This is a genomic window from Agarivorans sp. QJM3NY_25 (genome assembly GCF_050870875.2).
Classification (GTDB): Bacteria; Pseudomonadota; Gammaproteobacteria; order Enterobacterales; family Celerinatantimonadaceae; genus Agarivorans.
Genome location: NZ_CP194041.2, coordinates 3,104,485 through 3,126,873 on the forward strand (window position 1 = coordinate 3,104,485; position 22,389 = coordinate 3,126,873).

A 22,389-nucleotide genomic window follows, 5' to 3' on the forward strand; every position below is an offset into this window, starting at 1 on the left:
CATTGTGACGAATCAATCTACATACGGTACATGGCACTCATGCCAATAGTGCGTGACTGACCAACCGAGGCAAGCGCGCCAGCACGATAGGAAACCGCATCGTCATTGGTGAGGTTTTTAATATAGGCATTAATGGTGAAGTCTCCTACTCGGTAACTCGCGCGAACATCAAGCAGAGCATAATCACCAGCGACAGATGTCTCGGTATTTTCTAAGTCTGAGTAGTACTCTCCGACATAAGTGGCGTTGGCACCCAAAGTCCAACGTTCATCGATATACACCGTGAAACCAAGGCTCGCATTCAGTTTTGGCGCATTGGTGAGCTGATTTCCCTGATATGACTCATCATCACTGATTTCACTGTCTAGCAAACCAATCGCCGTTGTTATTTCTAGATTGTTGGTCAACCAAGTGGAGCCCTCTAGCTCTAAACCGTAGGTATAAGATTTGCCGACATTCTCAATGGTAAAACCACTGGTTCCTGCTTGATAATTTTTGTAATCGTTATAAAACAAATTGGCATTTAATACGCTTCCACCGACAAATATACTCTTGCTGCTTAGCTCAAATGCCGATACCGTTTCACTATCATAACTATATTCTTCGCCAAAAAAGTTAATCCCTAAACCGGAAGGGCTGTAACCTTTGCTGGCTGTTGCAGCAAGAGTGGTTGAGTCGGCCAAGTCATAGAGCAAACTCAGCTTCGGCAGATAATAGGTTTCACTGTCGTTTTGACTATTATCGCCCCCAGAAAACGCTGTAGAACTGGTCTTGTCTGCGTCTTCATTTTCGACCCGTACGCCCGCCACTAGCCTGTATTTTGGCGAAAGTGAATATGTTCCCTCCCCATATAAGGCGCTGGTTGTGGTTTGATATTCGGTTGCAATAGTAAAGTTAGAGGTAGCAAGAGAAGCATCTTTATGAGAAATAAAGATCCCAACAACCCCGGTTAGCGCCGACTCGTTTTCGCTGAGTAGCAGCCGATTCTCCAAGGCATAAGTTTCATTGTTAATATCGTAGGTATTGCCTGTCGAATAGGCATCGTCATGGATGTCAGCGCTACTGCGACTGATATGCAACGAGTTAGTTAAGCTATCATTGATCTGATAATCAATGTCTGTCGCAATAGAGTCCGCTTTAGAGTCTTGCAAACGCACTTCGTTAGAGCCATTTAAGGAGAATGTCTTAGAGGCAATGCCCTCATCGGTATTACTGGCAAAGTTAGCATGCTCCCCTTGATTATTATGATAATTAAGAGTGAGCTTTGCAGACAAAGCAGGGATATGGGTAGGCAGCCACAGCAATTTTCCTCTAGCGTTAAGGTTATCTGACTCACTTAGATTCGGCGTATCATAACCATTAGTATCGTAATTTAACCAGCCTTCTCCAGTGGTAGCATCAATCACCACTCGGTAGGCCAGTTCATCTTCAAGCAAGGGCCCCGATGACATAAGGCCAAGGTTATAATTCATATTGCCATTTTTATAATTTTCAAAACCGCCTCTAAACGCGGCTTCGCGATAAAAAGTAGGATCGTTGGTATTGATCACCAGCGCACCACCAATAGCACTAGAACCTTGACTGCTCGATTGAGGCCCTCGAAGCACTTCTAATTGTTCGATATCCCAAACAGAAACAGGGTTAAAATTATAACCAGAGAAATCTTGGGTCACACCATCCACCACGCTCACCACTCTAGCGCGAGCCCCAGTTAAATATGCGAGTCCCCCGGTGGCCGCTCCACCGCCCGAAATACCCCGTATCGAGATATTATTAAACGAATCGGCGATAACATTAGGCGCCAATACCGCCGTCTCTTTGGCTTCTTTATATTCTCCAGACTCTAAACGCTCGCCTGAGATAAGTGTGACACCAGTGGGGACATCCTTGATGTTTTTATCTCTTTTTTCACCCGTGACCACGTATGTTTCAAGCGATACCGGTTCCGCGCTCAATATTGAAGAATATGCCATGCTGCTAACAACACACGCCAATAAGCACCGAGAATAAAACAAACTGGCTCGAATATTTCTTTGGCAATGACTCATCATAAGACTTCCTTTCCAAATAAAATGAAATAAATTAAAAATTGTAATGAATGTTTTAACTTTGCATTTAGCAAAGCTATTAAAAATGAAAATGATCTCTATTATTCAAGGCTGGTTAGTTACATTGATTATCGAGTTGAAGACGGGTATCGGGACCTTGCCTGTATAATAAAATCCATACTAAACCGACAATAATAAGAGAAATAACCGCACCCAACAGGCTCGTCATGCCATAACCAAGCTGTTTAGCCACCGCCATACTTAACCACGAGTAAACAAAGCCCAGTAGCGACGCAAAACTGGCTTGCAGGGTGAAAAATGTAGCCTTACGAGAGGTAACCGAAGCGTTGTCCATAAATATGGTTGATGAAATAACAAGCAAAGCAGGGAAACTAACGAAATGAGTAACGATGGCAAGGTAAACCGTGACTTTATCGGTATAACCAAAGGCAGGTAAAATAATTAGGCACAAGCCTGCCATTTGTAAAACAAGGGCACTAATAAGTGCTTTTTGTCGACCGAGTTTCGTGATTAACGGGGCTGCCAACATAGCGGAGAACACGCCAACGATGGAGCCGAAAATTTTGATCGACGAACCTATCTCATCCAACGACCAAGCGCCATCAACAAGAATAGGATTAAGTAACGCAAAGCCCCATGTAGACACAAAGGGATAAAGCGCTAAAACAACAAACCATGATTTATGCTTTACCATAAAGCCATTAATATCCTTGAACAGGTATTGATGATTCTCTTGGCTCACATTGTTGGTTGTATTCGGTTCTTTAAATAAGCAAACTTGAATTAATGCGAGTGCGGTTAAGCCCGCCAATACCCCAAACGAACCTTGCCATCCTAACCACGGGTAAAAGATCAGTAATAGACCGCCACCAATAATATTACCGAGCAAGTTTCCCGAAAACTGCACACTACTCGCAAACTTTCGCTCGCTCATTGAAAATAACTTACAAGATAAACCGTCGACCGAAACATCTTGTAGGCTCATAAAAAAGACATATAAGCCAATCACTCCAAGTATGCCTAAAAAGCCCTGTGAGGCATCCATGGTTCCGATGATAAGCAACAGCAAGACCATGCCAAGGTTAGAAAGAATTAACCAACTACGGTACTTTCCTTGTAACGAGAGCTTATATTTATCAATCAGCGGTGCATAAAATATCTTGCCCACCATGGGTAAAACAGCGAGGTTAAGCAACGCTAACTTGTCGAGAGGAACACCCTGCTGACGTAAAATTGCCATGGCCGCAGAAAGTATGAAGGCAATACCAATATATTGAGTGATATATATGCTGGCGAGCATTATCCATGGGTGTTTAGTCTTAAGCATTGAATGGAACCAACTTCCTTTTGTGACATGACGGCTAATGCTGTCTTAGTGAGCAGCTAGCCTTGGGTAACACGATGCTATTCTTCCAAGGTAATCGCGTAATACGAATGTGTTGCATAAGTAACACTGTTTACATCAAGCAGGTATTATAAAAGGTAGGTCGTTGAGCGCTTTCAAATGGGGTCATGTTTCTTTTGAAAACAGACAATTTTAAGCGCTTCTCTTTAACAATAGCGCCTGTCGATATTCACTGGGGCTTAGACCAAACTCAGCTTTAAATAAGGTGGCAAGGTAGGCTTGACTTTTGATGCCGATATCATCAGCGATCTGATGGATGGGAGCATCGCCAGACAATCGTTCAAGCGCAATGTTGAGTCGTTTTTTATTTAGCCACTTGCGAAAACTGGTTCCCACCAAACCTTTAATGTCTTGCTTAATATAGGTTTGATTACTCCCCGCAAGACGAGCCAGTGAAGACAAAGTCCAATCTTGGTCAAGGTTATCTTCAACATGATTAAGCGCTTCACGCAATTGTGACATGCGAGATGACATACCGTACTGGGAGTCTTCGCGCCGTTTATGAAGAAATAAAGACAACACTTCAAAAGCTTTTGCTCTGATAAACAACTGCCTTTCTAGTCCTTTAAATTCACACTGCCACACTGACTCACAACATCTCAGAATGTCACCAGAAATAGCGCCCAGTTCGGAGATCCTTGCTTCAGGTCTAAAGTGATGGGCAACCTCGGACACGGAACTAATACCATACTCATGAAGCTGGGCAAGAGGCAGCATAATCGACAGGGTTTGCCAAGTAGCGTTACTAGGAAACACTACACTGCTGGTGCAAGGTTCATCGGCTAATGCAACCGCATAGTGATAATTGTAGTTATCCAGTTTTTCTTGGGGGCTATTTGGCGTACTGTACTGACACTGACCAAGTAAGGTGATGTAAAGCCCTGGCAAATAGGCATTTTCAACTGTCGTATCCTCTGTAAAACAGTGGTTGATAGACCGTACCCAGCTTTGTGAATGAGCGTCCAATTCTAAGTGTTCGAATGTAGATACATTCCGAATAGAGAGATTTTCCAAAGTACTGCCCTCATATAAAGTCGTAGGTAACGCACAACAACCTTAACGGTAATAATTATCATTAGTATTTAATTACCAGATATATTGGATTTTCGCAACTAGAATTTATGCTAGGCCCAGCGCACATAATCGGCCAAGTGGCTAATATCGGTGAGTCTTCGCAGCCAATTAACTTAGGGTTTCCACCACCAAGCCCGGCTTAATCGTACTACTGTTTTGCGCACAATAAATGCGCGTTTTACACAAAGAAGCCTAGTTGGCGAATACCGATCAGATAAGAGCAGTTGACGACCTGTTTTAAAAGTTCAAATCGGATGTCATTACTGGCGGATTTTTGTGGTTTTGTCTGGCGTTCTAATAAAATAATAAAAAGACAGCCATTTTAAAAAAATAATAAAAAGACAGCCATTTTAAAATACTATTCAATCACTTCCATCAGGTAACAAGCATTACAACTCATCCAATAAGAAACAGCCAAACGTAGAAAAGAGCAGCTTTGAATTTATGTTTTTACGGCGAAAAGCCACTAAAAGCAAAGCAGCAAGCACAGCGATTCGAGAGAAGCTTAAATGCCGACTCAGAGGGAATGAAGTTAGGTTGTCAATATTTAGCCAACATCAAGCCAGCGCTTGGCGGCACCCATGCCTTTAATCCGTTGTTGCTGGTGTTGGCGCTTATAATGTCGCAGTGATTGCCCTGTCCCCACCGCGCTAGCAAAGTAGTTTTCTAAGCCAGTACTCAAAGCTAACCAGCTTTCTTCGTCAATTTGTAAGCGTTGCAGAATAGGCGCTTGCGCATCATCGATATAACCGTGTTTATCTTCTCTAATAACTCGACCAGTGAGTTCCACCAATTGCAGATAATCTTGTAGTTCAAAGGGTAAGCCTTTGAGCATGGTTTCACTGGGATTGCCAGCAAAGGGCATCAGCGCGTTAGGTTGTTGACCTTGCTTAGCTTGCCGAATACGCTGCTTAATACTGGTGTGGTCTGAGGTTTCTGACGTAGAGGCCATGTTTGAGCGAATGGGGTTTAAGTCCACATAAGCCATACAAGCTGCAAGCGCAGCTTCATCTAATAGTGCTTGTGATTTAAAGCGGCCTTCCCAAAAGCGACCTGTACACTTATCTTCTTTATTTGCTTCTCGAGCAATGTGTTCATTCAAATGGCGCATAAACCAACTTAAATCATAGAGGCGAGCGCGATACATATCCGCAGTATCTTTGATGGCTTGTAATTGAGCTTCATCAAGTCGTAAACGAACTTGAGGATTAAGGTACATTTGGGTCAGCAAGGTACCTTTGTGCAGAATGTGCCAGCGCTCTAGCACTTCATCCATCGACCACGCTTCGGCTTGCTCCTTATCAACATGCAACACCACATGACTGTGATTACTCATAACAGCATAAGCACAAACATCAATAGCGAACACCGCTGCCAGTTGTAGTAAATAGTCTTCTACCCATTGACGCCGGTGCTCATAACTCTTACCAGTGTGTTGGTCTTCACCACACAAAAAAGCACGACGAACACAGCGCGAAACGCAATGATAATAAAGAGTATCCGCTAAGCTCACTTGCGATTGTCTTGAACGAGGCATAACTAAAACTCCCAAAAAACATCTATTGACAATTTAGATAATTAATAATGGGGTCGCTAGTTGGTATGGATGTCTCGCTTATTGTTCTTATTGTCTGGATGTTACAGAATTTCATCAATTCCATACTTTTTCCTTGACGCAGTGTATACCTATCGGTATATATGACACATGAATAAAAAAGACGAAATGTTATCAGCCGCTTTACGGTTATTTACGGCAAATGGATATGAAAATGTCGGGATCCAAAAAATCGTAGAGGCCGTGAGCGTGAAGAAACCCACACTGTACTATTATTTTGGCAGCAAACAAGGGTTACTTGTAACATTGCTAGAACAGTATTTTGACCCGTTTCTCGAAGGTCTGGCGCACAATGCGGTCTATTCTGGCGATATGACGCTCACCTTAGAGAATATTGTGAAAACATACTTCCGTTTTGCCACGAAATCACCAGATCTATATCGGTTCGCCTTATCACTGATGTATTCATCCGAACAAAGCGAAGCCCGAAAGACAATATTTCCTTTTGTTGAACAGCAATATGCGATCCTTGAAGACATCTTTCGCAGTGCTGAACAGGATCATGGAAATATGCGGGGCCGCAGCACGCGTTACGCTGTGACGTTTTTGGGGATGGTCAATGCCTATATCACTACAAATTTCTATGATCGTCAGATTACTTTAAATGACGAAAGAGCCCATATTGCCTGTCAGCAGTACATGTATGGGATCTTTTCATGATAAGTAAAACACTATTTAAACCGATGCTTTATTTGGGAGAAAACTGAACAAGGCATCCATTTTTTTTACCACTTTTATATACCTAACGGTACGTACTTAATAAGGAGAACAACCATGACTCATGCCTGGTATGAAGAGTCCGTGTTTTATCATATCTATCCACTCGGGTTTTGCGGAGCCCCTGAGCACAATGACTATCATTCGCAAAATAAAGAACGACTGTTTAAAATTTGTGAATGGATCCCCCATATGAAGGAATTGGGCATAAATGCCGTGTATCTGGGACCCATCTTTGAGTCAGAATCTCATGGGTACGATACCGTTAATTATTTTGAACTGGATCGTCGATTAGGTACAAACGAGACCTTAAAACAGCTTATTAAACACCTTCATCAACACGATATCCGAGTTGTGCTGGATGGCGTATTTAATCATGTCAGTCGTGATTTCTTTGCGTTTCAGGATCTTCAGCAACATCAACAACATTCAATCTTTACGGAGTGGTTTTGCGAGATCAATTTTCAGCAACGCAGTCCCTTCGGCGATCCGTTTTCCTATGAGGGTTGGAATGACCATTTCAATTTGGTCAAACTCAACGTCACCAATCCACAGGTAGAGGAACACCTCTTTAAGGCCGTACGTCTCTGGATAGAAGAGTTTGAAATTGACGGGTTGCGCTTAGATGTCGCTGACGTGTTAAATAAGCAGTTCATGAAACGCCTCGCCTCGTACACAAAAAAAATAAAGAAAGATTTTTGGTTAATGGGTGAAGTTATTCATGGTGATTACACGCAGTGGGCAAACCCAGATATGTTACATGCAACCACAAACTATGAATGTTATAAAGGACTATATTCTAGCCATAATGATCACAATTATTTTGAGATAGCCTATTCTCTGAACCGTCTTTTCAACCAAGAGCATGGCATTTACCGCGGTCTATACCTATATAATTTTGCCGATAATCATGATGTTAATCGTGTAGCCTCCACACTACATGATCCAGCGCATCTCTATCCCTTGTATATCTTGCTGTTTACTATTCCAGGAGTCCCATCACTATATTATGGGAGTGAATGGGGCTTAGAAGGAGAAAGACAACATAATAGCGACCACAACTTACGCCCAGAACTCCAATTGGAGTCCATGGGAACACAAAAGCACGCTGATTTACGAGCCGCTATTATTCATATCAGTTATCTCCGCCAACAATCTCCGGCGTTACAGCATGGGACCTACCAACAGTTGTTTGTGGCCTCGGAGCAATTTGCCTTTCTCCGGCAATATGAGCAGGAAAAGATAATCGTGGTTGTGAATACATGTCAGCAACCAGTAACAGTCCACATCCCAATCGCCGTACTAGGACAAACTGTGCTTGACCTGCTTAATCATAAGCAGTGTTTTCAGTGTCATCACGGCGAACTCTCTCTCGAAATTCCAGGATGTTGGGGACGTGTGCTCAAAGTCCTAGAATAATCGGGGGTTTAGAATTGTAACTTGGTTTCTATGGCAAAACTATGTGTGGTTTGATGCGGCGATCCCTAGCTGTACTTCTAGACACTTGGTTAAGTACTGGAATGGGTGTCTCCGTATCACAATTCGAGAGAAGCTTAAATACCAACTCAGAGGGAATGAAGTTAGGTTGTCAATATTTAGCTAACATCAAGCCAGCGCTTGGCGGCACCCATGCCTTTAATCCGTTGTTGCTGGTGTTGGCGCTTATAATGTCGCAGTGATTGCCCTACCCCCACTACGCTAGCAAAGGGATTTTGTCCAACGAGTTAGTGTGGGTGTCTCAATAATTGTACTCTTCACACCACCTTTATTTACTTATCTATCAATTACTGTAGAGTGTCTTAAATTCTCTATAAAAATAGCCAATTATATAAAGGGTAGCCCGTGTCTTCACCAACTAGAGTACATGACAAAGTTATACACATTGTTGAAAAATCGATGTCGATCGACCAATTAATTATGATTATGTATAACTCTCCGAATCAACTGGTTTATGACCACTTCAAGATGGTTAACGCCCACCTAAAAAACGATAAGGTGCAAGTTGGCCAAATTGTGTTGCTATCCCCTGCCAATAGTAATCAATGTACGCAAGAAGAAGCTGACTTTTTAGAAATTGCGCACGCAGTTGATAAAACGCTATTAATGCTCGATAGTTCAGAACGAAAAATATTAGCCAAGAGATATGACTTTTTGTCGAATGTAGCAAGCTACAATGGCTTACTATTAGGCGTGAGCAATACCACATGGAATGCACACACTAACCAAGTAAAAGCTATATTAAAAGACTTAGAGCGTTCTTACGTGAGTAGCTATAACTCAACCGGTAACTTAAATAGCCAAGGTTTCTTTGCTAAAAGAAAAGTGCATTTTCAAAGGCTAAACACTGCTCTAAATCGGTTTGGACAACCAACACTCGGTCGTCATATAGTCGCTGGAGATATTCGTAGTAACTTAGGCTTAAGTAGTAAAAGTATTGTCCATCAGTGGCGTAAACAGCCCGGAAACGCAACCACTATTCCTAACTTTGCAAGAAACTATAAAACAGTTGCCAAAATGGCTCGTCACCTAAAACGTGTTGGCTACGTAGGAATTGCCTTAACCGGAGTTGATGCCGTTTCTAACATACAAAAAGCTTGCTCGCTTGCTAATGAGGCAACGTGCACTAAAGCTAAATATAAAAATACAATGAAAGCGGCAGGCAGTATTGCAGGGGGAGCCACAGGCGGAGCTATTAGTATCTGGGCTACTTGTTCTTTAGTTTTTGGTTTGCCATCAGGAGGAACAAGCTTTTTTTGGTGTTCTGTTGTTGCAGGTGCTGCTGGTGGTTATGCCAGTGGCAAAATAGCAGGTAACAAAGCCGAATCATTCGGCGAAGAATTATATAAATGGAATGGAATTAAGTAAATTATGAGTGAAATTACCCTTTTATCAAAAATTTCGCTTATTTGTTTTATGGCTGGCTGTTTTGGTGTTTTTTTCTGGCTTGGGTTGGTAGCCTACTTGAAGTCAAAATGGCTGATATATTTAGAAGATGAACTTGATGATGGAGTAAGATTTTACTCTTTAAACATGTTTTTCTCGGGTCAAGGCGTTTTACAATACGCCACTGTATTTTTAAGCTCTTTCCATGCGAAACGTTATGGGATGCTAGAAAAAAGAGACCATGTTCCAAAGCATATTCGTAATCTATTTGTTTTTGCTTTTTGTTGGTTCATGTTGAGTTTCGCTTTAATGGTGGCTGGCGGCGTAATTATGGAAATCTATGACATTTGAGGTCAGGCCGTCCACAATAAAGTAATAACATTGTAAAAACTTGCTGGCTCTAACTTGACCCAGCGGGAATGAACCTATGTGTCTTGCTATTTGCTTATCTTGCCAATGAACGTTTACCGATTACCTCGCTTATTAATGTTTGTTGAAAGTCTTTCCACCACATTTGGTGAACAGCCATATAAGCTCTAGCCAAGGTGCGACATATGAGCGCTCCATCACTGGCGCTTCTTGAGGAAGCAACCGGCTTAAAACGCTTGGGAGATCCACACTCATGAACGGTGAGCGTGAGCATCTGCGGCTCACGCAGCCAAGGCTTTAAACTGCCTTAAATAAGCGGCTCAGCAAGGCGGTAAATTCCGTTCGTGCGGCTTGTTGTTGAGGATGTTGAAAATCGCAGATCACTGGTTTTCCAGCTACATAGACATGACGGATCAGGTTTTCATTACAGGCAAATAGCCAGCGATTGAGGATATCCTGAGGCTTGCTGGCGGCAATAAATGGATGCTGATGATCGAGCACCATAAAGTCGGCGCGATGACCTTTGGCCAAACCCAATTGTACCTGCGTCGCTTGGTTGCCTCCCAAACGAGCTTGCTCGAATAAAAAGTCGCCAACATGGTTTTGACTCTGGCTATACAGCCGATTACGTTGCTGGTCACGCAGTCGTTGGCCGTATTCCAAGCTGCGTAATTCTTCCACCAGTGACAGGCTTACATGGCTGTCGGAGCCGATGCCCCAACGTCCCTGCGCCCGTATATAGTCAGCGGCGGGGAAGATTCCATCGCCTAAATTCGCCTCGGTACTGGGGCATAAACCCGCCACCGCCTGGCTGCGTGCCAGCGTGAGCATTTCCTGCTCGGTTAAATGGGTGGCATGCACCAAACACCAACGTTCATCTAAGCCAATTTCGTTGGCCAGCCATTGTACCGGACGCTGACCACTCCAAGCCAAACAGTCTGCGACTTCTTTTTGTTGTTCTGCAATATGAATATGGATCGGCATGGGGCTGCGAAGCGCTGCCATCACCTGCTTGATTTGCTCGGGACTGACCGCTCTCAGTGAATGAAAGCAGATCCCCAACTGATGTAAGGGCTTGCCCGCAATCGACTGCTCACAAGCTTGATGTAGCGCTAAGTATTGTTCGCTGCTATTAATAAAACGGGCTTGCCCTGCATTGGGTACTTGACCGCCAAATCCAGAATAACTATATAACACGGGCAATAGGGTTAAACCGACACCTGCGGTATCGGCGGCGTCAAGCAGCTGTTGGCTGATCTCGTTAAGCTGTGCATAAGCCTGACCATTTTGCTGATGATGCAAATAATTAAACTCTGCCACCTGGCTGTAACCCGCCTTGAGCAAATCAATGTATAACTGGGTGGCAATGATCCGCACATCATCCGGGCTCAACTGACCAACCATGCGATACATCAGCTCACGCCAACTCCAAAAACTATCGTTTGCCTTAAGGCTCACCTCGGCCATCCCGGCCATCGCCCGCTGAAAGGCGTGCGAGTGAAGATTAGCAAGCGTAGGTAAGGTTGGTCCACTCAGGACCGTGGCATCTTGGGCATGACTATTTTGGACAATCCGCAGGATCACTCCGTCAAGTACCTCAATACGAACATTTTGCGCCCAACCTTGTTGGAGCAAGGCCTGCTCGGCAAAATAAACTTGGCTGCTCATAGCCTTCTCTCGCAATTCATTGGATGAATTCAGTGTAATAGAAGCCATATTGTATATACAAGATAATTTTTTTACGATCCCTATACTGTGATGACAGCGCATTACTGGGTATAATCCAAACATTCGTTCCGCTATCGCTTATGACACAGGACCCCCTATGGTAGAGACCGCCAGCAGCATCATGCACAGCCTATCTCAATCAATTGAAGATTCTCCAGCGCCAATTTATGCTCGGGTAAAACAGGCCATTTGCCACAAAATAAGTAGCGGAGAGTGGCAGGCCGACCAGCGGGTGCCTTCAGAATCAGAGATGGTGAAGGCGCTCAATATCAGCCGCATGACGGTTAATCGCGCCCTACGAGAACTGACCGATGAAGGCATCCTGATTCGCCAACAAGGGGTTGGCACTTTTGTCGCGCAAAAAAAAGCCCATTCGGCGCTGTTCGAAGTACACAATATTGCTGATGAAATTGCCGCTCGCGGACACCAGCACCGTGCTCAATTAATCGAAATCACCCGTACCAAAGCCACCATGGAAGAGGCGATGAATCTAGGGGTGAGAACCAGTCACAGCATTTTTAGAGCGACTATTTTACACTTCGAAAATGAGCTACCGATCCAACTAGAAGAACGAGTGGTAAACGCCAGCCTTGCGCCTGATTACGATAAACAAGATTTTCAATTGAATACCACCTATGACTACCTGATGAAGGTCGCCCCCATGACTGAGGGTGAACATTTGGTTGAGGCGGTGATGGCCAGCGCTGAAGAGTGTCAGTTATTGCAAATCGACCCCAGCGAACCCTGCTTGCAAATTAAGCGTCGCACTTGGTCCAAGGAACAATTGGTGACCACTGCTCGCTTATTATCTCCCAGCTCAAGATTCCAACTATTTGGTCACTTTCATCGCTAGATGAGCACTGAGCTTTAGGGGATTTTTCAAGACATTTTTATCGTATGTGCGGATTATTGCTGAGTGAAACCAGCAAGTCCCACTCACGACGCATTGCAAAGACCAAACAATAAGCGCATTGCAGCAAAAGCTTACCGCAGTATTAATGAGTGATTTCCCTAGCATTTCCTCAAAAATTGATGCACATGGCGAGCTTTCATCCAGATAACTTTGCCTCACTCCCGCACAAGTGGCCCACCATATTGACCCGATTAGGTTTACTCGCATCGGTTTTTCCACAGAAAATACTTGCGCTGAATCACATTTGATTTTATTGTTTAGCTAACTTGTATATACATGTTAAGCCAAGCGGCGGAAATCATGTTCATAATTAATATGAGTTGAGCAAGCAAAACCACTTCGATCGTGATACTAGCCCTGTGCAGTCATTACGATCAAACTGGCAATTACAACGACTAAACTAAGATAAGCGTTATAGCGAAGTTGAATTGCCACTGCGCTGGTTCACCTCATCAAACAGCAAACATTGCGGAGCAGATAATTCATGTTTGAATTTACAATCGTACCAGGAAAAATCAGTCTTAATCAGTTGCGCCAAATCAGCCGCCGTAGTGTTCAATTATCCCTCGATCCAAACGCGATTGCCGGCATCGATGCCAGCACTCAGGTCGTAAACGATGTCATCGCCGAAGACCGCACCGTATACGGGATTAACACCGGTTTTGGTTTGTTGGCCAATACCCGCATTGCCGCTGACGATCTGGAAGAATTACAACGCAGCATCGTGTTATCTCACGCGGCTGGTATTGGCGAGCTGATGAGTGATGCTACGGTAAAAATGGTGATGGCGCTGAAGGTAAACAGTCTGGCTCGCGGCTTCTCGGGGATCCGCTTCAGTGTCATTGAAGCTTTGCTCACCCTGATTAATAAACAGGTATACCCCTGTATTCCACAGAAAGGTTCGGTGGGCGCTTCCGGTGATTTGGCCCCGCTGGCCCATATGAGCGCGGTACTGCTTGGCGAAGGTCAGGCTCGCTACAAGGGGGAAATCATTTCTGGACAAGCCGCGCTTGCCATCGCGGGTTTAGCGCCAATTACTCTCGCGCCCAAAGAAGGCTTGGCCTTGCTCAACGGCACTCAGGCCTCCACCGCCTTTGCTTTGGAAGGCCTATTCCATGCCGAAGATTTGTACGCTTCAGCAATTGTCTGCGGTTCTCTATCGGTAGAAGCAGCGCTCGGCAGCCGCCGTCCCTTTGATGCGCGAGTCCATGAAGTGCGCGGTCATCAAACACAAATCGACGCTGCTGCCGCTTATCGTCATTTGCTTGGTGAGAGTAGTGACTTAGGCGAATCACACGTGGGCTGCGAAAAAGTACAAGATCCCTACTCGCTGCGTTGCCAACCCCAGGTAATGGGCGCATGTTTAGATCAGATCCGCAATTCTGCCAACACCCTGTTAGTGGAAGCTAACGCAGTCTCCGACAATCCCTTAGTGTTTGCAGCCGAAGGCGATATTATTTCCGGCGGTAACTTCCATGCCGAACCGGTGGCCTTTGCCGCCGATAACCTAGCACTGGCAATTGCCGAAATAGGCAGTTTATCGGAGCGGCGGATGGCGCTGCTCATCGACAGCAGCCTCAGCAAACTGCCGCCATTTTTGGTAGATAACGGTGGGGTAAACTCCGGTTTTATGATTGCGCAGGTGACCGCTGCCGCCCTGGCCAGCGAAAACAAAAGCTTTGCTCATCCGGCGTCAGTAGACAGCCTCCCCACTTCGGCCAACCAAGAAGACCATGTCTCCATGGCCACCTTTGCGGCACGCCGCTTAAAAGATATGTCAGAGAATACCCGTGGGATCTTAGCCGTAGAGATGCTCTCCGCGGCGCAAGGTTTAGATTTTAGATCGCCTCTGAAGTCGACCGAGCGACTGGAGCAAGCCAAAGCCGAGCTTCGCGCCCGAGTACCGTTTTACGATAAAGATCGCTACTTCGCAGCAGATATCGAAAAAGCCAACCAGCTGCTTGCCGAAGCACTCCATAACGAGCAAATGCCGCAGGGTTTATTACCCAGCCAACACGAAATGAAGGCATAAGCCTGGGTTCGGCGGCAAGCCTTAATCGCTCACCGTCGGTATTTACCGTAGCGCCACAGCTGCAAACCAGCCGTGGCCTGACCGTTTTAATCATCAAACAAGAAACGAGGCGCAGATGAGTCAAGCCATCAAATTTGATTCTCTTTGGTACGGTTTCCACCTCGCCAGCATGCAAGGTGGCCACTATCAAAGCATCGAAAACGCAGCTATTGGCGTCAACCAACAACACATCGTCTGGATTGGTGAATATGCAGCGCTCCCCGCTTATCAGGCTGAACAGAAACATGATTTGGGCGGCGGTTGGGTGACCCCCGGTTTAATTGATTGCCATACTCACCTTATTTTTGGTGGCAATCGCGCTAGCGAATTTGAGCAACGCCTCAATGGCATCAGCTATCAACAAATCGCCAAGGCAGGCGGTGGCATCGCCGCTTCGGTAAGAGACACTCGGGCGGCCAGTCAACAACAGTTGGCCGACTCCGCCAAACGCCGCTTAAGCCCGCTGCTAAAAGATGGCGTGACCACGGTAGAAATAAAATCGGGTTATGGCCTCACAAGCACTGATGAAGCCAAAATGCTGCAAGTGGCTCGCGATTTAGCCAAAGATTTTCCAGTGGATGTTCAAACCACTTGCCTCGCCGCGCATGCCCTGCCACCAGAATTTGAGGGCCGCGCCGACGACTACATCGACTATTTGTGTGAACAACTACTGCCACAAATCGCCCATTTAGGCTTGGCCGATGCAGTGGATGCCTTTTGTGAAGGCATTGCTTTTAGTCCCGCACAAGTGGAACGCTACTTTAAAGTCGCGCAATCTTTAGGGCTACCGGTAAAATTACACGCCGAGCAGTTGTCGGCGCTTGGTGGCAGTTCTTTAGCTGCTCGCTACCAAGCGCTGTCGGCTGACCATTTGGAATATTTAACCGAGCAAGATGTTGCCGCCATGGCGCAATCGGGCACCGTCGCGGTGTTATTGCCCGGCGCCTTCTTCTGCTTGAAAGAAAGCCAAAAGCCACCAATTGCGCTATTACGCCAGTACGGAGTGCCGATGGCGATTGCCAGCGATGCCAATCCCGGCACCTCACCCGTACTCTCGCTGCGGCTGATGATGAACATGGCCTGTACCCTGTTTGGTTTAACGCCCGAAGAAGCACTGGCAGGCACCACCATTCACGCCGCCAAAGCTTTGGGTTTGGCCAAGACTCATGGCCAACTCAGCCTTGGCAAAATCGCCGATTTTGTCTGTTGGGACATCGACAGCCCAGGGGAGCTTAGTTATTGGCTGGGTGGGGATTTGTTAAAGGCTCGGGTCAAAGCAGGAGAACTCACAGATGTTTAAGTGCGAGAAACCATTTCAGTTTCATCAGGGCAATAACCCACTCCTGGTCAGCATGCCACATAGTGGCCTGCAATTATTGCCCGGGATGCAAGCGCGCCTGAGCGAATCGGCCAGGCACTTGCCGGATACCGACTGGTATTTGCCTCAGTTATACGAGTTCTTAAGCGAGTTGGATGTATCCATCATCAGCGCCAACTATTCACGCTATGTAGTGGATTTAAATCGCCCGCAGGATGACCAAGCACTTTATGCCAGTAAAACCACCGGGTTATTTCCGGAGATATTATTTGATGAACGCCCGGTTTTTTTAACCGACAAGCAGCATAGCGCCGCTTTAAAAGCACAGATTAAGACTGAAATTTGGCAGCCCTATCACCAACAGATTGCCAGCGAACTGGCGCGGCTGAAAGCCCAATTTGGCTATGCCATCTTATTTGACGCGCATAGCATTGCCGCACAGGTGCCGATGTTATTTGCAGGAAAACTGCCCGATTTCAACTTTGGCAACAATGACGGCCTCGCCTGCGCGCCTGACTTACTCACTGACTTAGAAAACATTGTAGCCAGTAGCCACTATAGCCATGTTTGTAACGGACGCTTTAAGGGCGGCTACATCACCCGCCATTTTGGCCAGCCCCAACACAACATTCACGCGATTCAGCTCGAGCTCTCACAAGATACTTATCTAGCTGATTCTTCTAAAACTTATCAGCTGGATAGCGGCAAAATTGAGCCCCTTAAGCCGTTGTTACAGCAGCTCATCAGCTGTTTATTAGCGCCCGGCAAAGCAGCATACTTAAAGAATACAAACGAGGTTTAAAATGACTGAGCAAAGTTTCAAGGACATGATCTTAGAAGGTATCCCGAAGATCTTACCGGCCAAAAGAGCCAGAAATGAGAACTTAAGCCATGCGCCAAAAAGAAAAGATATTCTCACTAAGACCGAGAAAAAATTAGCCATAAAAAATGCCCTAAGATACTTTCCCGAAGCGCATCATCAGGAACTTGCTGAAGATTTTTATCAGGAGCTGGAAACCTACGGCCGCATTTACATGTATCGTTTCATGCCGAACTATCAGATTTCGGCAAGGTCTATCGATGAGTACCCGCACCAATCCAAGCAGGCCGCTGCCATTATGCTGATGCTGAGCAACAACCTAGATCATGCGATTGCCCAGCATCCTGAAGAACTGATTACCTATGGTGGCAACGGTTCGGTGTTCTCGAATTGGATCCAGTATCGCCTTACCATGAAGTACCTCGCAGAGATGAGCGATGAACAAACCTTAGTGTTGTATTCGGGTCATCCTATGGGTTTATATCCGTCACACAAAGACGCACCTCGGGTGGTGGTGACCAATGGCATGATGATCCCCAACTATTCAAAGCCCGATGATTGGGAAAAATTTAACGCACTGGGGGTGACTCAATATGGTCAGATGACAGCGGGTTCATTCATGTATATCGGACCACAAGGGATTGTGCATGGCACCACACTGACCGTTTTAAATGCCACCCGAATGAAACCGGATCGCGATCCATCCAAACTACCGATATTTGTCACCTCTGGGCTGGGCGGAATGAGTGGCGCCCAACCCAAAGCAGCAGTCATCGCCAAAACCATCGGTATCGTGGCCGAGGTGAATCCTAAAGCGGCTTATAAACGCCATCAACAAGGCTGGGTTGATGAAATCTATGAAGATATCGAGCAACTCATGGCCCGAGTGAAACTCGCGCTGGAGCAAGGCAAGCCAGTCTCCTTGGCTTATCTTGGCAACATCGTTGACCTTTGGGAAAGGTTTGCTCAGGAAGATATTCAAGTGGATCTCGGCTCCGATCAAACCTCGCTGCATAATCCCTGGGCGGGTGGCTACTACCCGGTTGGTTACAGCTTTGAGGAGTCCAATGAGATGATGGCCAATCAAGCTGAAAAATTCAAAGCTGCGGTGCAACACTCCCTGAAAAGGCATGTTGATGCGATTAACCAGCTCACCGCCAAGGGCATGTATTTCTTTGATTATGGGAATGCTTTTCTGCTCGAAGCGAGTCGCGCCGGGGCCGATATTATGCAAGCCGACGGCTCCTTTAAATATCCTTCCTACGTGCAGGATATTATGGGACCAATTTGTTTTGATTATGGTTTTGGACCGTTTCGCTGGGTATGTGCCTCTTCCAGTGAACAGGATCTGGATGTTACCGACCAAATTGCCGCTGAAGTACTGGAAGCCATGTATCTGGAGGCACCAAAAGAAATTAAACAACAGATTGCCGATAACCTGCTTTGGATCCGAGAAGCCAAGGAAAACAAATTGGTGGTGGGTTCTCAAGCTAGAATTTTATATGCCGATGCCGAAGGACGGATCAAGATTGCTGATGCATTTAATCAGGCCATCAAGTCGGGCAGACTATCTGCACCAGTGATTCTGGGTCGCGATCATCATGATGTATCCGGCACCGACTCACCTTATCGAGAAACCTCAAATATCTACGACGGTTCTAGGTTTACCGCCGATATGGCGATCCACAATGTGATTGGCGATTCATTCCGCGGGGCAACCTGGGTCAGTATTCACAATGGCGGTGGCGTTGGCTGGGGCGAAGTGATCAATGGCGGTTTCGGGATGCTGCTGGACGGCTCAGATGATTGTGCCAGACGCTTGAAGTCGATGCTGCATTGGGATGTAAATAACGGCATATCAAGAAGAAACTGGGCTCGAAATGAAGGCGCGGTGTTTGCCATCAAACGAGCCATGGCCGCCGAGCCGCGACTAAAAGTTACCATCCCCACGGTCGCAGATGACGCGCTAATTGATCAACTGATTCAATAACTAAGCGGCACAGGTCTTGAGTGAGCATACACTCATTCAAGACTTTGTTTGCGGATACTCGATGGATTGGCAATCGACAGGCAAGCTCAGAATGAAGCAAATTGATCAATAACTCCGTCCCCAACCCATTCCCCACAATCTCGCTCTCTATGCCACTCTTACTCACAAATTCTCACGATCGGGGAACTTATATCTGTAGCATTGCCATACCAATCAAGTTGGTGTTTCAATTCATCATGATGTGTTTAAATTCCTTTTCCCAGCTAATACCGATTTGATTCAGGATATGATCCGCTGATTGCATAGAATAATTCTGCCGAGAACCAGGCATGAAGTGCTGTCACCAGTGGCTCTAATTACAACACACATAACGCGGTCGTGCTGTTCCAGGCTAGCAAGAATGAACAGATAATCTGTTAGCCTGGTATAAATAGGCATATACAAGCACTCATTTAGCCGAGTCATTAGGCCGAACCGAGGCCTCTGTCATATGCACTGGAAACCCTTAAGGCAAAGACAAGATAATAACAACGCCCCCACAAAGTATTGAGCAAAAATAACTCACGACCAGAAAAAACATCTCGTCCTCACTCGTAAAACCTTCAAGAAATCGCCCCGAAAGCACTAAATAGGTGCATTTATCACCCCAAACTGGTGCAGAAAGACCTGGAATGGGCGAGCCATCGATGCATCTTGCTTGGCTGACGCTGTATTTATGAATGCTTATCACTTGGCATATAGATTGCTAATTAATGATTAGCCTTGGTTGTATATACATATATATAACTTATATCAAGCTTCGTCTTCACGTCGCTAACAAATTGAATGTAAAATGGAGAGTGCAATGAGTCAGCTGGTCAAGTCGAGTGCTTCACCAAGCTTGGTTTGGGCAAGATTGCTTGGACTAAGTAGTGTCGGTATCTTTATGTTTTTTATTCCAATCACGGTTGCTGGAAAACAAAGCATTCCTTTAGACCATATTGTCGCTTGGTTAAAAACAAGCCTTGGTGCTGGAACCGCTTGGTATGCGATGGCCATGATTTTGGCTGGTGCCATTAACCCCATCATCAGTAACGAATGGCGTAAAAGTTTCTCCAATAAAGTTTTTCTTGCGTTGAAATGGCTCGGTGTTATCGCAGCTATTCTCGCCATCAGTCAATCGGGGCCAGCGTTTTTACAAACTCCCGATATGCTGCCGTTTTTATTCAATAAGCTGGTAATATCGGTCGGTTTAATCGTACCAGTTGGATCAGTATTTCTCGCGTTTTTAGTCAGTTACGGTCTATTAGAAAGTATTGGCATCATTTTACAAAAATTAATGCAGCCAATTTGGCGCACGCCGGGGCGCTCAGCAATTGACGCGGTCGCCTCTTTTGTCGGCAGCTATTCCATCGGTTTACTGATCACCAACCGAGTCTACCTCTCGGGTCACTACTCGGCACGCGAAGCGGCGATTATCGCAACCGGCTTTTCAACGGTTTCTGCGACCTTTATGATTATCGTTGCAAAAACTTTAGATTTAATGGCGATTTGGAATCTTTACTTTTGGTTAACACTGTTGATTACTTTCATCGTCACCGCAATCACAGTCCGCCTCCCCCCATTAACAACAATCAATAACCACGCGAGCCATCGAGAGCCAAATTGCGAGCCAGGAAATAGACTCGCCAGCGCTCTTAAAAATGGCTTGGAAGTCGCAGAACACGCACCACCACTTGGTAAAAGTATTTTGGTCAATCTAAAAGATGGCTTACTGATGACGATTAGCATTTTGCCCTCAATTATGTCAGTCGGCTTAATCGGTTTATTGCTCGCCAAATACACGCCGCTGTTTGATTGGATTGGTTACCTGTTCTATCCGGTAATTTGGATATTTAATATCGATAATGCGATGGCGCTCTCTAAGGCCAGTGCCTCTGGGTTAGCCGAAATGTTTTTGCCCGCTTTGTTGATGAAAGATGCCGATTTGGTTGCTCGCTTTTCAGCAGGAGTGGTTGCGATTTCATCCATCCTATTTTTCTCAGCATCCATCCCATGTATTCTTTCAACCAAAATCCCCTTAAGTGTTGCTAAATTAGTGGTGATTTGGTTTATTCGCACACTTTTAAGCTTGCTACTTGCGGTACCCACAGCACTCGTGCTTTTTAGTTAATCAATCACAAGCTCATAATCATTTGCTTATGAGCTTGTTTACCCTTGCTGACGACAGCGATTCCATCAGCCCCAAGCAAGCACTGACTATCCACGGCTTACAGTCTTAATATCACCAACCCAGACTTTCTGCTGTCTAGCAATCGCCTTCCAATCATAAAACTTAAGCAGCAAAACTTAAGCTCAAAAACTTAAGCTCAAAAACTAAGACATTCACGCACTCGCGCAGATGTTTCGCTTGCTATAATGCTGGCCTAAACCTTAACGCTTAAGCCATCATCCATGGACTTATTTTTACTCCTGACAGTCGTACTTGCCTGCCTGCTACTATGCTTTCCGCTGATCTTGCATCGGGTCTATCGCGCACCACGGATCATCGAACAATCGACACCCGCAGCGCTGGGGATAAATTTCTCTGAGCAATGGCTCAGCAGCGTAAACGGTAAACAACTGTTTTCCTGGTTTCTGCCCGCCAACAACAGTCGATGTACTCTGGTCATCGTGCATGGTTGGGGGGCAAACGCCGAAATGATGCTACCACTGGCGCAACCCTTCTACGCTGCCGGAATGGATGTGCTACTTTATGATGCGCGCAATCATGGTCGCAGTGACCGAGACAGTTTTTCCTCACTGCCGCGCTTTGCTGAAGATCTTGGCTGCGCACTTGATTGGCTTCAACAGCGCTCCCCTGGCCATCAACTGGTGATCCTAGGCCATTCGCTTGGCGCGGCGGCAGCTATTCTGAGTGCTTCCCAACGCCATGACATCGATTTGGTCATAGGCCTATCGGGCTTTGCACACCCCAACCTGCTAATGAAGCGCCATTTAGACAAACCCTGGTTGCCTCGCTTCATGCGTACGCAGATCTTAAACTACATTCAGCATGTGATAGGATTTCGTTTCGAAGATATCGCCCCGATGAACCGAATCAGCGAGCTTCGCTGTCCGGTATTGCTGGCCCACGGCACGGAAGATAAGGTGGTCCCGATCAGCGATATGCAACTGATTCAACAGAATGCTACAGACAAACAGTCGGTGACAATTATGGCTGTTGAAGGGGCAAAACATGACTCCATTGAACACTTCCACGATCAGTCCGACAAATTATTAGCTTTTATTCAGCAAAAACTTAGCACCACGCCTCTATCTTCAAAACATCGCGAGTGAGCAATAAGCCACTAGTCTTCCCCTAGAATAATCAAAGTACTGGCAGGTACAGATGAAGCCAAGCTTGCTTCATCGTTGAACCCCAAGTGGCCAGTAGAC

At 45.8% G+C, this 22,389-nt stretch carries 16 protein-coding genes; 11 read left to right on the plus strand and 5 right to left on the minus strand.

Annotated elements, in window-relative coordinates; translation table 11 throughout:
- Nucleotides 1–17: 17 nt before the first annotated feature.
- The 4 genes from ACRRSW_RS14185 to ACRRSW_RS14200 form a co-directional block, all read right to left on the minus strand.
- Nucleotides 18–2,051 carry a TonB-dependent receptor gene (locus ACRRSW_RS14185; protein WP_432459663.1) on the minus strand — a complete coding sequence of 678 codons (2,034 nt, stop codon included), beginning with the start codon at nt 2,049–2,051 and terminating at the stop codon, nt 18–20.
- Nucleotides 2,052–2,163: 112 nt separating this feature from the next.
- Nucleotides 2,164–3,396, minus strand: coding sequence for an MFS transporter (locus ACRRSW_RS14190; protein WP_432459664.1), 1,233 nt, complete (start codon nt 3,394–3,396; stop codon nt 2,164–2,166).
- Between the two features lie 210 nt (nt 3,397–3,606).
- On the minus strand, nt 3,607–4,488 hold the full coding sequence (locus tag ACRRSW_RS14195) for a helix-turn-helix domain-containing protein (RefSeq protein ID WP_432459665.1): 882 nt from the start codon (nt 4,486–4,488) through the stop codon (nt 3,607–3,609).
- A gap of 607 nt (nt 4,489–5,095) precedes the next feature.
- On the minus strand, nt 5,096–6,085 hold the full coding sequence (locus tag ACRRSW_RS14200) for a transposase (RefSeq protein ID WP_432459666.1): 990 nt from the start codon (nt 6,083–6,085) through the stop codon (nt 5,096–5,098).
- A gap of 168 nt (nt 6,086–6,253) precedes the next feature.
- On the opposite strand from ACRRSW_RS14200, the gene ACRRSW_RS14205 reads away from it, so the two are divergent.
- From ACRRSW_RS14205 to ACRRSW_RS14220, 4 genes are all read left to right on the plus strand, one after another.
- Entirely contained in the window at nt 6,254–6,823 is a 570-nt protein-coding gene (locus ACRRSW_RS14205; RefSeq protein WP_432459667.1) for a TetR/AcrR family transcriptional regulator, read from the plus strand.
- Between the two features lie 114 nt (nt 6,824–6,937).
- Nucleotides 6,938–8,299: an alpha-amylase family glycosyl hydrolase gene (locus ACRRSW_RS14210; RefSeq protein WP_432459668.1), complete on the plus strand. Its 1,362-nt coding sequence runs from the start codon at nt 6,938–6,940 to the stop codon at nt 8,297–8,299.
- A 423-nt stretch (nt 8,300–8,722) separates the two neighbouring features.
- Nucleotides 8,723–9,745, plus strand: a complete 1,023-nt coding sequence (locus ACRRSW_RS14215) for a hypothetical protein (RefSeq protein ID WP_432452567.1) — start codon at nt 8,723–8,725, stop codon at nt 9,743–9,745.
- Between the two features lie 3 nt (nt 9,746–9,748).
- On the plus strand, nt 9,749–10,114 hold the full coding sequence (locus tag ACRRSW_RS14220; protein ID WP_432452566.1) for a hypothetical protein: 366 nt from the start codon (nt 9,749–9,751) through the stop codon (nt 10,112–10,114).
- Nucleotides 10,115–10,429: 315 nt separating this feature from the next.
- Here ACRRSW_RS14220 and ACRRSW_RS14225 read toward each other — a convergent pair whose 3' ends face one another.
- The gene (locus tag ACRRSW_RS14225; protein ID WP_432459669.1) at nt 10,430–11,800 is read right to left on the minus strand and encodes a formimidoylglutamate deiminase; all 1,371 of its coding nucleotides are present in this window, start codon (nt 11,798–11,800) and stop codon (nt 10,430–10,432) included.
- A 157-nt stretch (nt 11,801–11,957) separates the two neighbouring features.
- Here ACRRSW_RS14225 and hutC point away from each other — a divergent pair, with 157 nt between their 5' ends.
- From hutC to ACRRSW_RS14260, 7 genes are all read left to right on the plus strand, one after another.
- Nucleotides 11,958–12,713: a histidine utilization repressor gene (gene hutC, locus ACRRSW_RS14230; protein ID WP_432452564.1), complete on the plus strand. Its 756-nt coding sequence runs from the start codon at nt 11,958–11,960 to the stop codon at nt 12,711–12,713.
- A gap of 544 nt (nt 12,714–13,257) precedes the next feature.
- The gene (hutH, locus tag ACRRSW_RS14235; RefSeq protein ID WP_432452563.1) at nt 13,258–14,805 is read left to right on the plus strand and encodes a histidine ammonia-lyase; all 1,548 of its coding nucleotides are present in this window, start codon (nt 13,258–13,260) and stop codon (nt 14,803–14,805) included.
- Nucleotides 14,806–14,920: 115 nt separating this feature from the next.
- Complete coding sequence (gene hutI / locus ACRRSW_RS14240) at nt 14,921–16,144, plus strand: imidazolonepropionase (RefSeq protein WP_432459670.1); 1,224 nt, start codon at nt 14,921–14,923, stop codon at nt 16,142–16,144.
- Entirely contained in the window at nt 16,137–16,964 is an 828-nt protein-coding gene (hutG, locus tag ACRRSW_RS14245) for an N-formylglutamate deformylase (protein WP_432459671.1), read from the plus strand. Before hutI ends, hutG begins: the two co-directional genes overlap by 8 nt.
- Before the next feature lies 1 nt (nt 16,965).
- Nucleotides 16,966–18,972 (plus strand): urocanate hydratase, encoded by a 2,007-nt coding sequence (locus ACRRSW_RS14250; protein WP_432459672.1) that lies wholly within the window; start codon nt 16,966–16,968, stop codon nt 18,970–18,972.
- Nucleotides 18,973–19,816: 844 nt separating this feature from the next.
- Nucleotides 19,817–21,124 carry a YjiH family protein gene (locus tag ACRRSW_RS14255; RefSeq protein WP_432459673.1) on the plus strand — a complete coding sequence of 436 codons (1,308 nt, stop codon included), beginning with the start codon at nt 19,817–19,819 and terminating at the stop codon, nt 21,122–21,124.
- 281 nt (nt 21,125–21,405) lie between these two features.
- A complete protein-coding gene (locus ACRRSW_RS14260; RefSeq protein ID WP_432459674.1) occupies nt 21,406–22,290 on the plus strand; it encodes an alpha/beta hydrolase in 885 nt (294 codons plus the stop codon).
- Nucleotides 22,291–22,389: the final 99 nt, after the last annotated feature.

Excerpts from the sequence above, each read along its gene's own strand:
- ACRRSW_RS14185 (WP_432459663.1), bottom strand. The coding sequence starts at position 2,051 with ATGATGAGTCATTGCCAAAGAAATATTCGAGCCAGTTTGTTTTATTCT.
- ACRRSW_RS14210 (WP_432459668.1), top strand. The coding sequence starts at position 6,938 with ATGACTCATGCCTGGTATGAAGAGTCCGTGTTTTATCATATCTATCCA.
- hutH (WP_432452563.1), top strand. The coding sequence starts at position 13,258 with ATGTTTGAATTTACAATCGTACCAGGAAAAATCAGTCTTAATCAGTTG.
- ACRRSW_RS14220 (WP_432452566.1), top strand. The coding sequence starts at position 9,749 with ATGAGTGAAATTACCCTTTTATCAAAAATTTCGCTTATTTGTTTTATG.
- ACRRSW_RS14205 (WP_432459667.1), top strand. The coding sequence starts at position 6,254 with ATGAATAAAAAAGACGAAATGTTATCAGCCGCTTTACGGTTATTTACG.
- hutG (WP_432459671.1), top strand. The coding sequence starts at position 16,137 with ATGTTTAAGTGCGAGAAACCATTTCAGTTTCATCAGGGCAATAACCCA.
- ACRRSW_RS14190 (WP_432459664.1), bottom strand. The coding sequence starts at position 3,396 with ATGCTTAAGACTAAACACCCATGGATAATGCTCGCCAGCATATATATC.
- ACRRSW_RS14225 (WP_432459669.1), bottom strand. The coding sequence starts at position 11,800 with ATGAGCAGCCAAGTTTATTTTGCCGAGCAGGCCTTGCTCCAACAAGGT.
- ACRRSW_RS14255 (WP_432459673.1), top strand. The coding sequence starts at position 19,817 with ATGAGTCAGCTGGTCAAGTCGAGTGCTTCACCAAGCTTGGTTTGGGCA.
- ACRRSW_RS14250 (WP_432459672.1), top strand. The coding sequence starts at position 16,966 with ATGACTGAGCAAAGTTTCAAGGACATGATCTTAGAAGGTATCCCGAAG.
- hutI (WP_432459670.1), top strand. The coding sequence starts at position 14,921 with ATGAGTCAAGCCATCAAATTTGATTCTCTTTGGTACGGTTTCCACCTC.
- ACRRSW_RS14260 (WP_432459674.1), top strand. The coding sequence starts at position 21,406 with ATGGACTTATTTTTACTCCTGACAGTCGTACTTGCCTGCCTGCTACTA.
- hutC (WP_432452564.1), top strand. The coding sequence starts at position 11,958 with ATGGTAGAGACCGCCAGCAGCATCATGCACAGCCTATCTCAATCAATT.
- ACRRSW_RS14200 (WP_432459666.1), bottom strand. The coding sequence starts at position 6,085 with ATGCCTCGTTCAAGACAATCGCAAGTGAGCTTAGCGGATACTCTTTAT.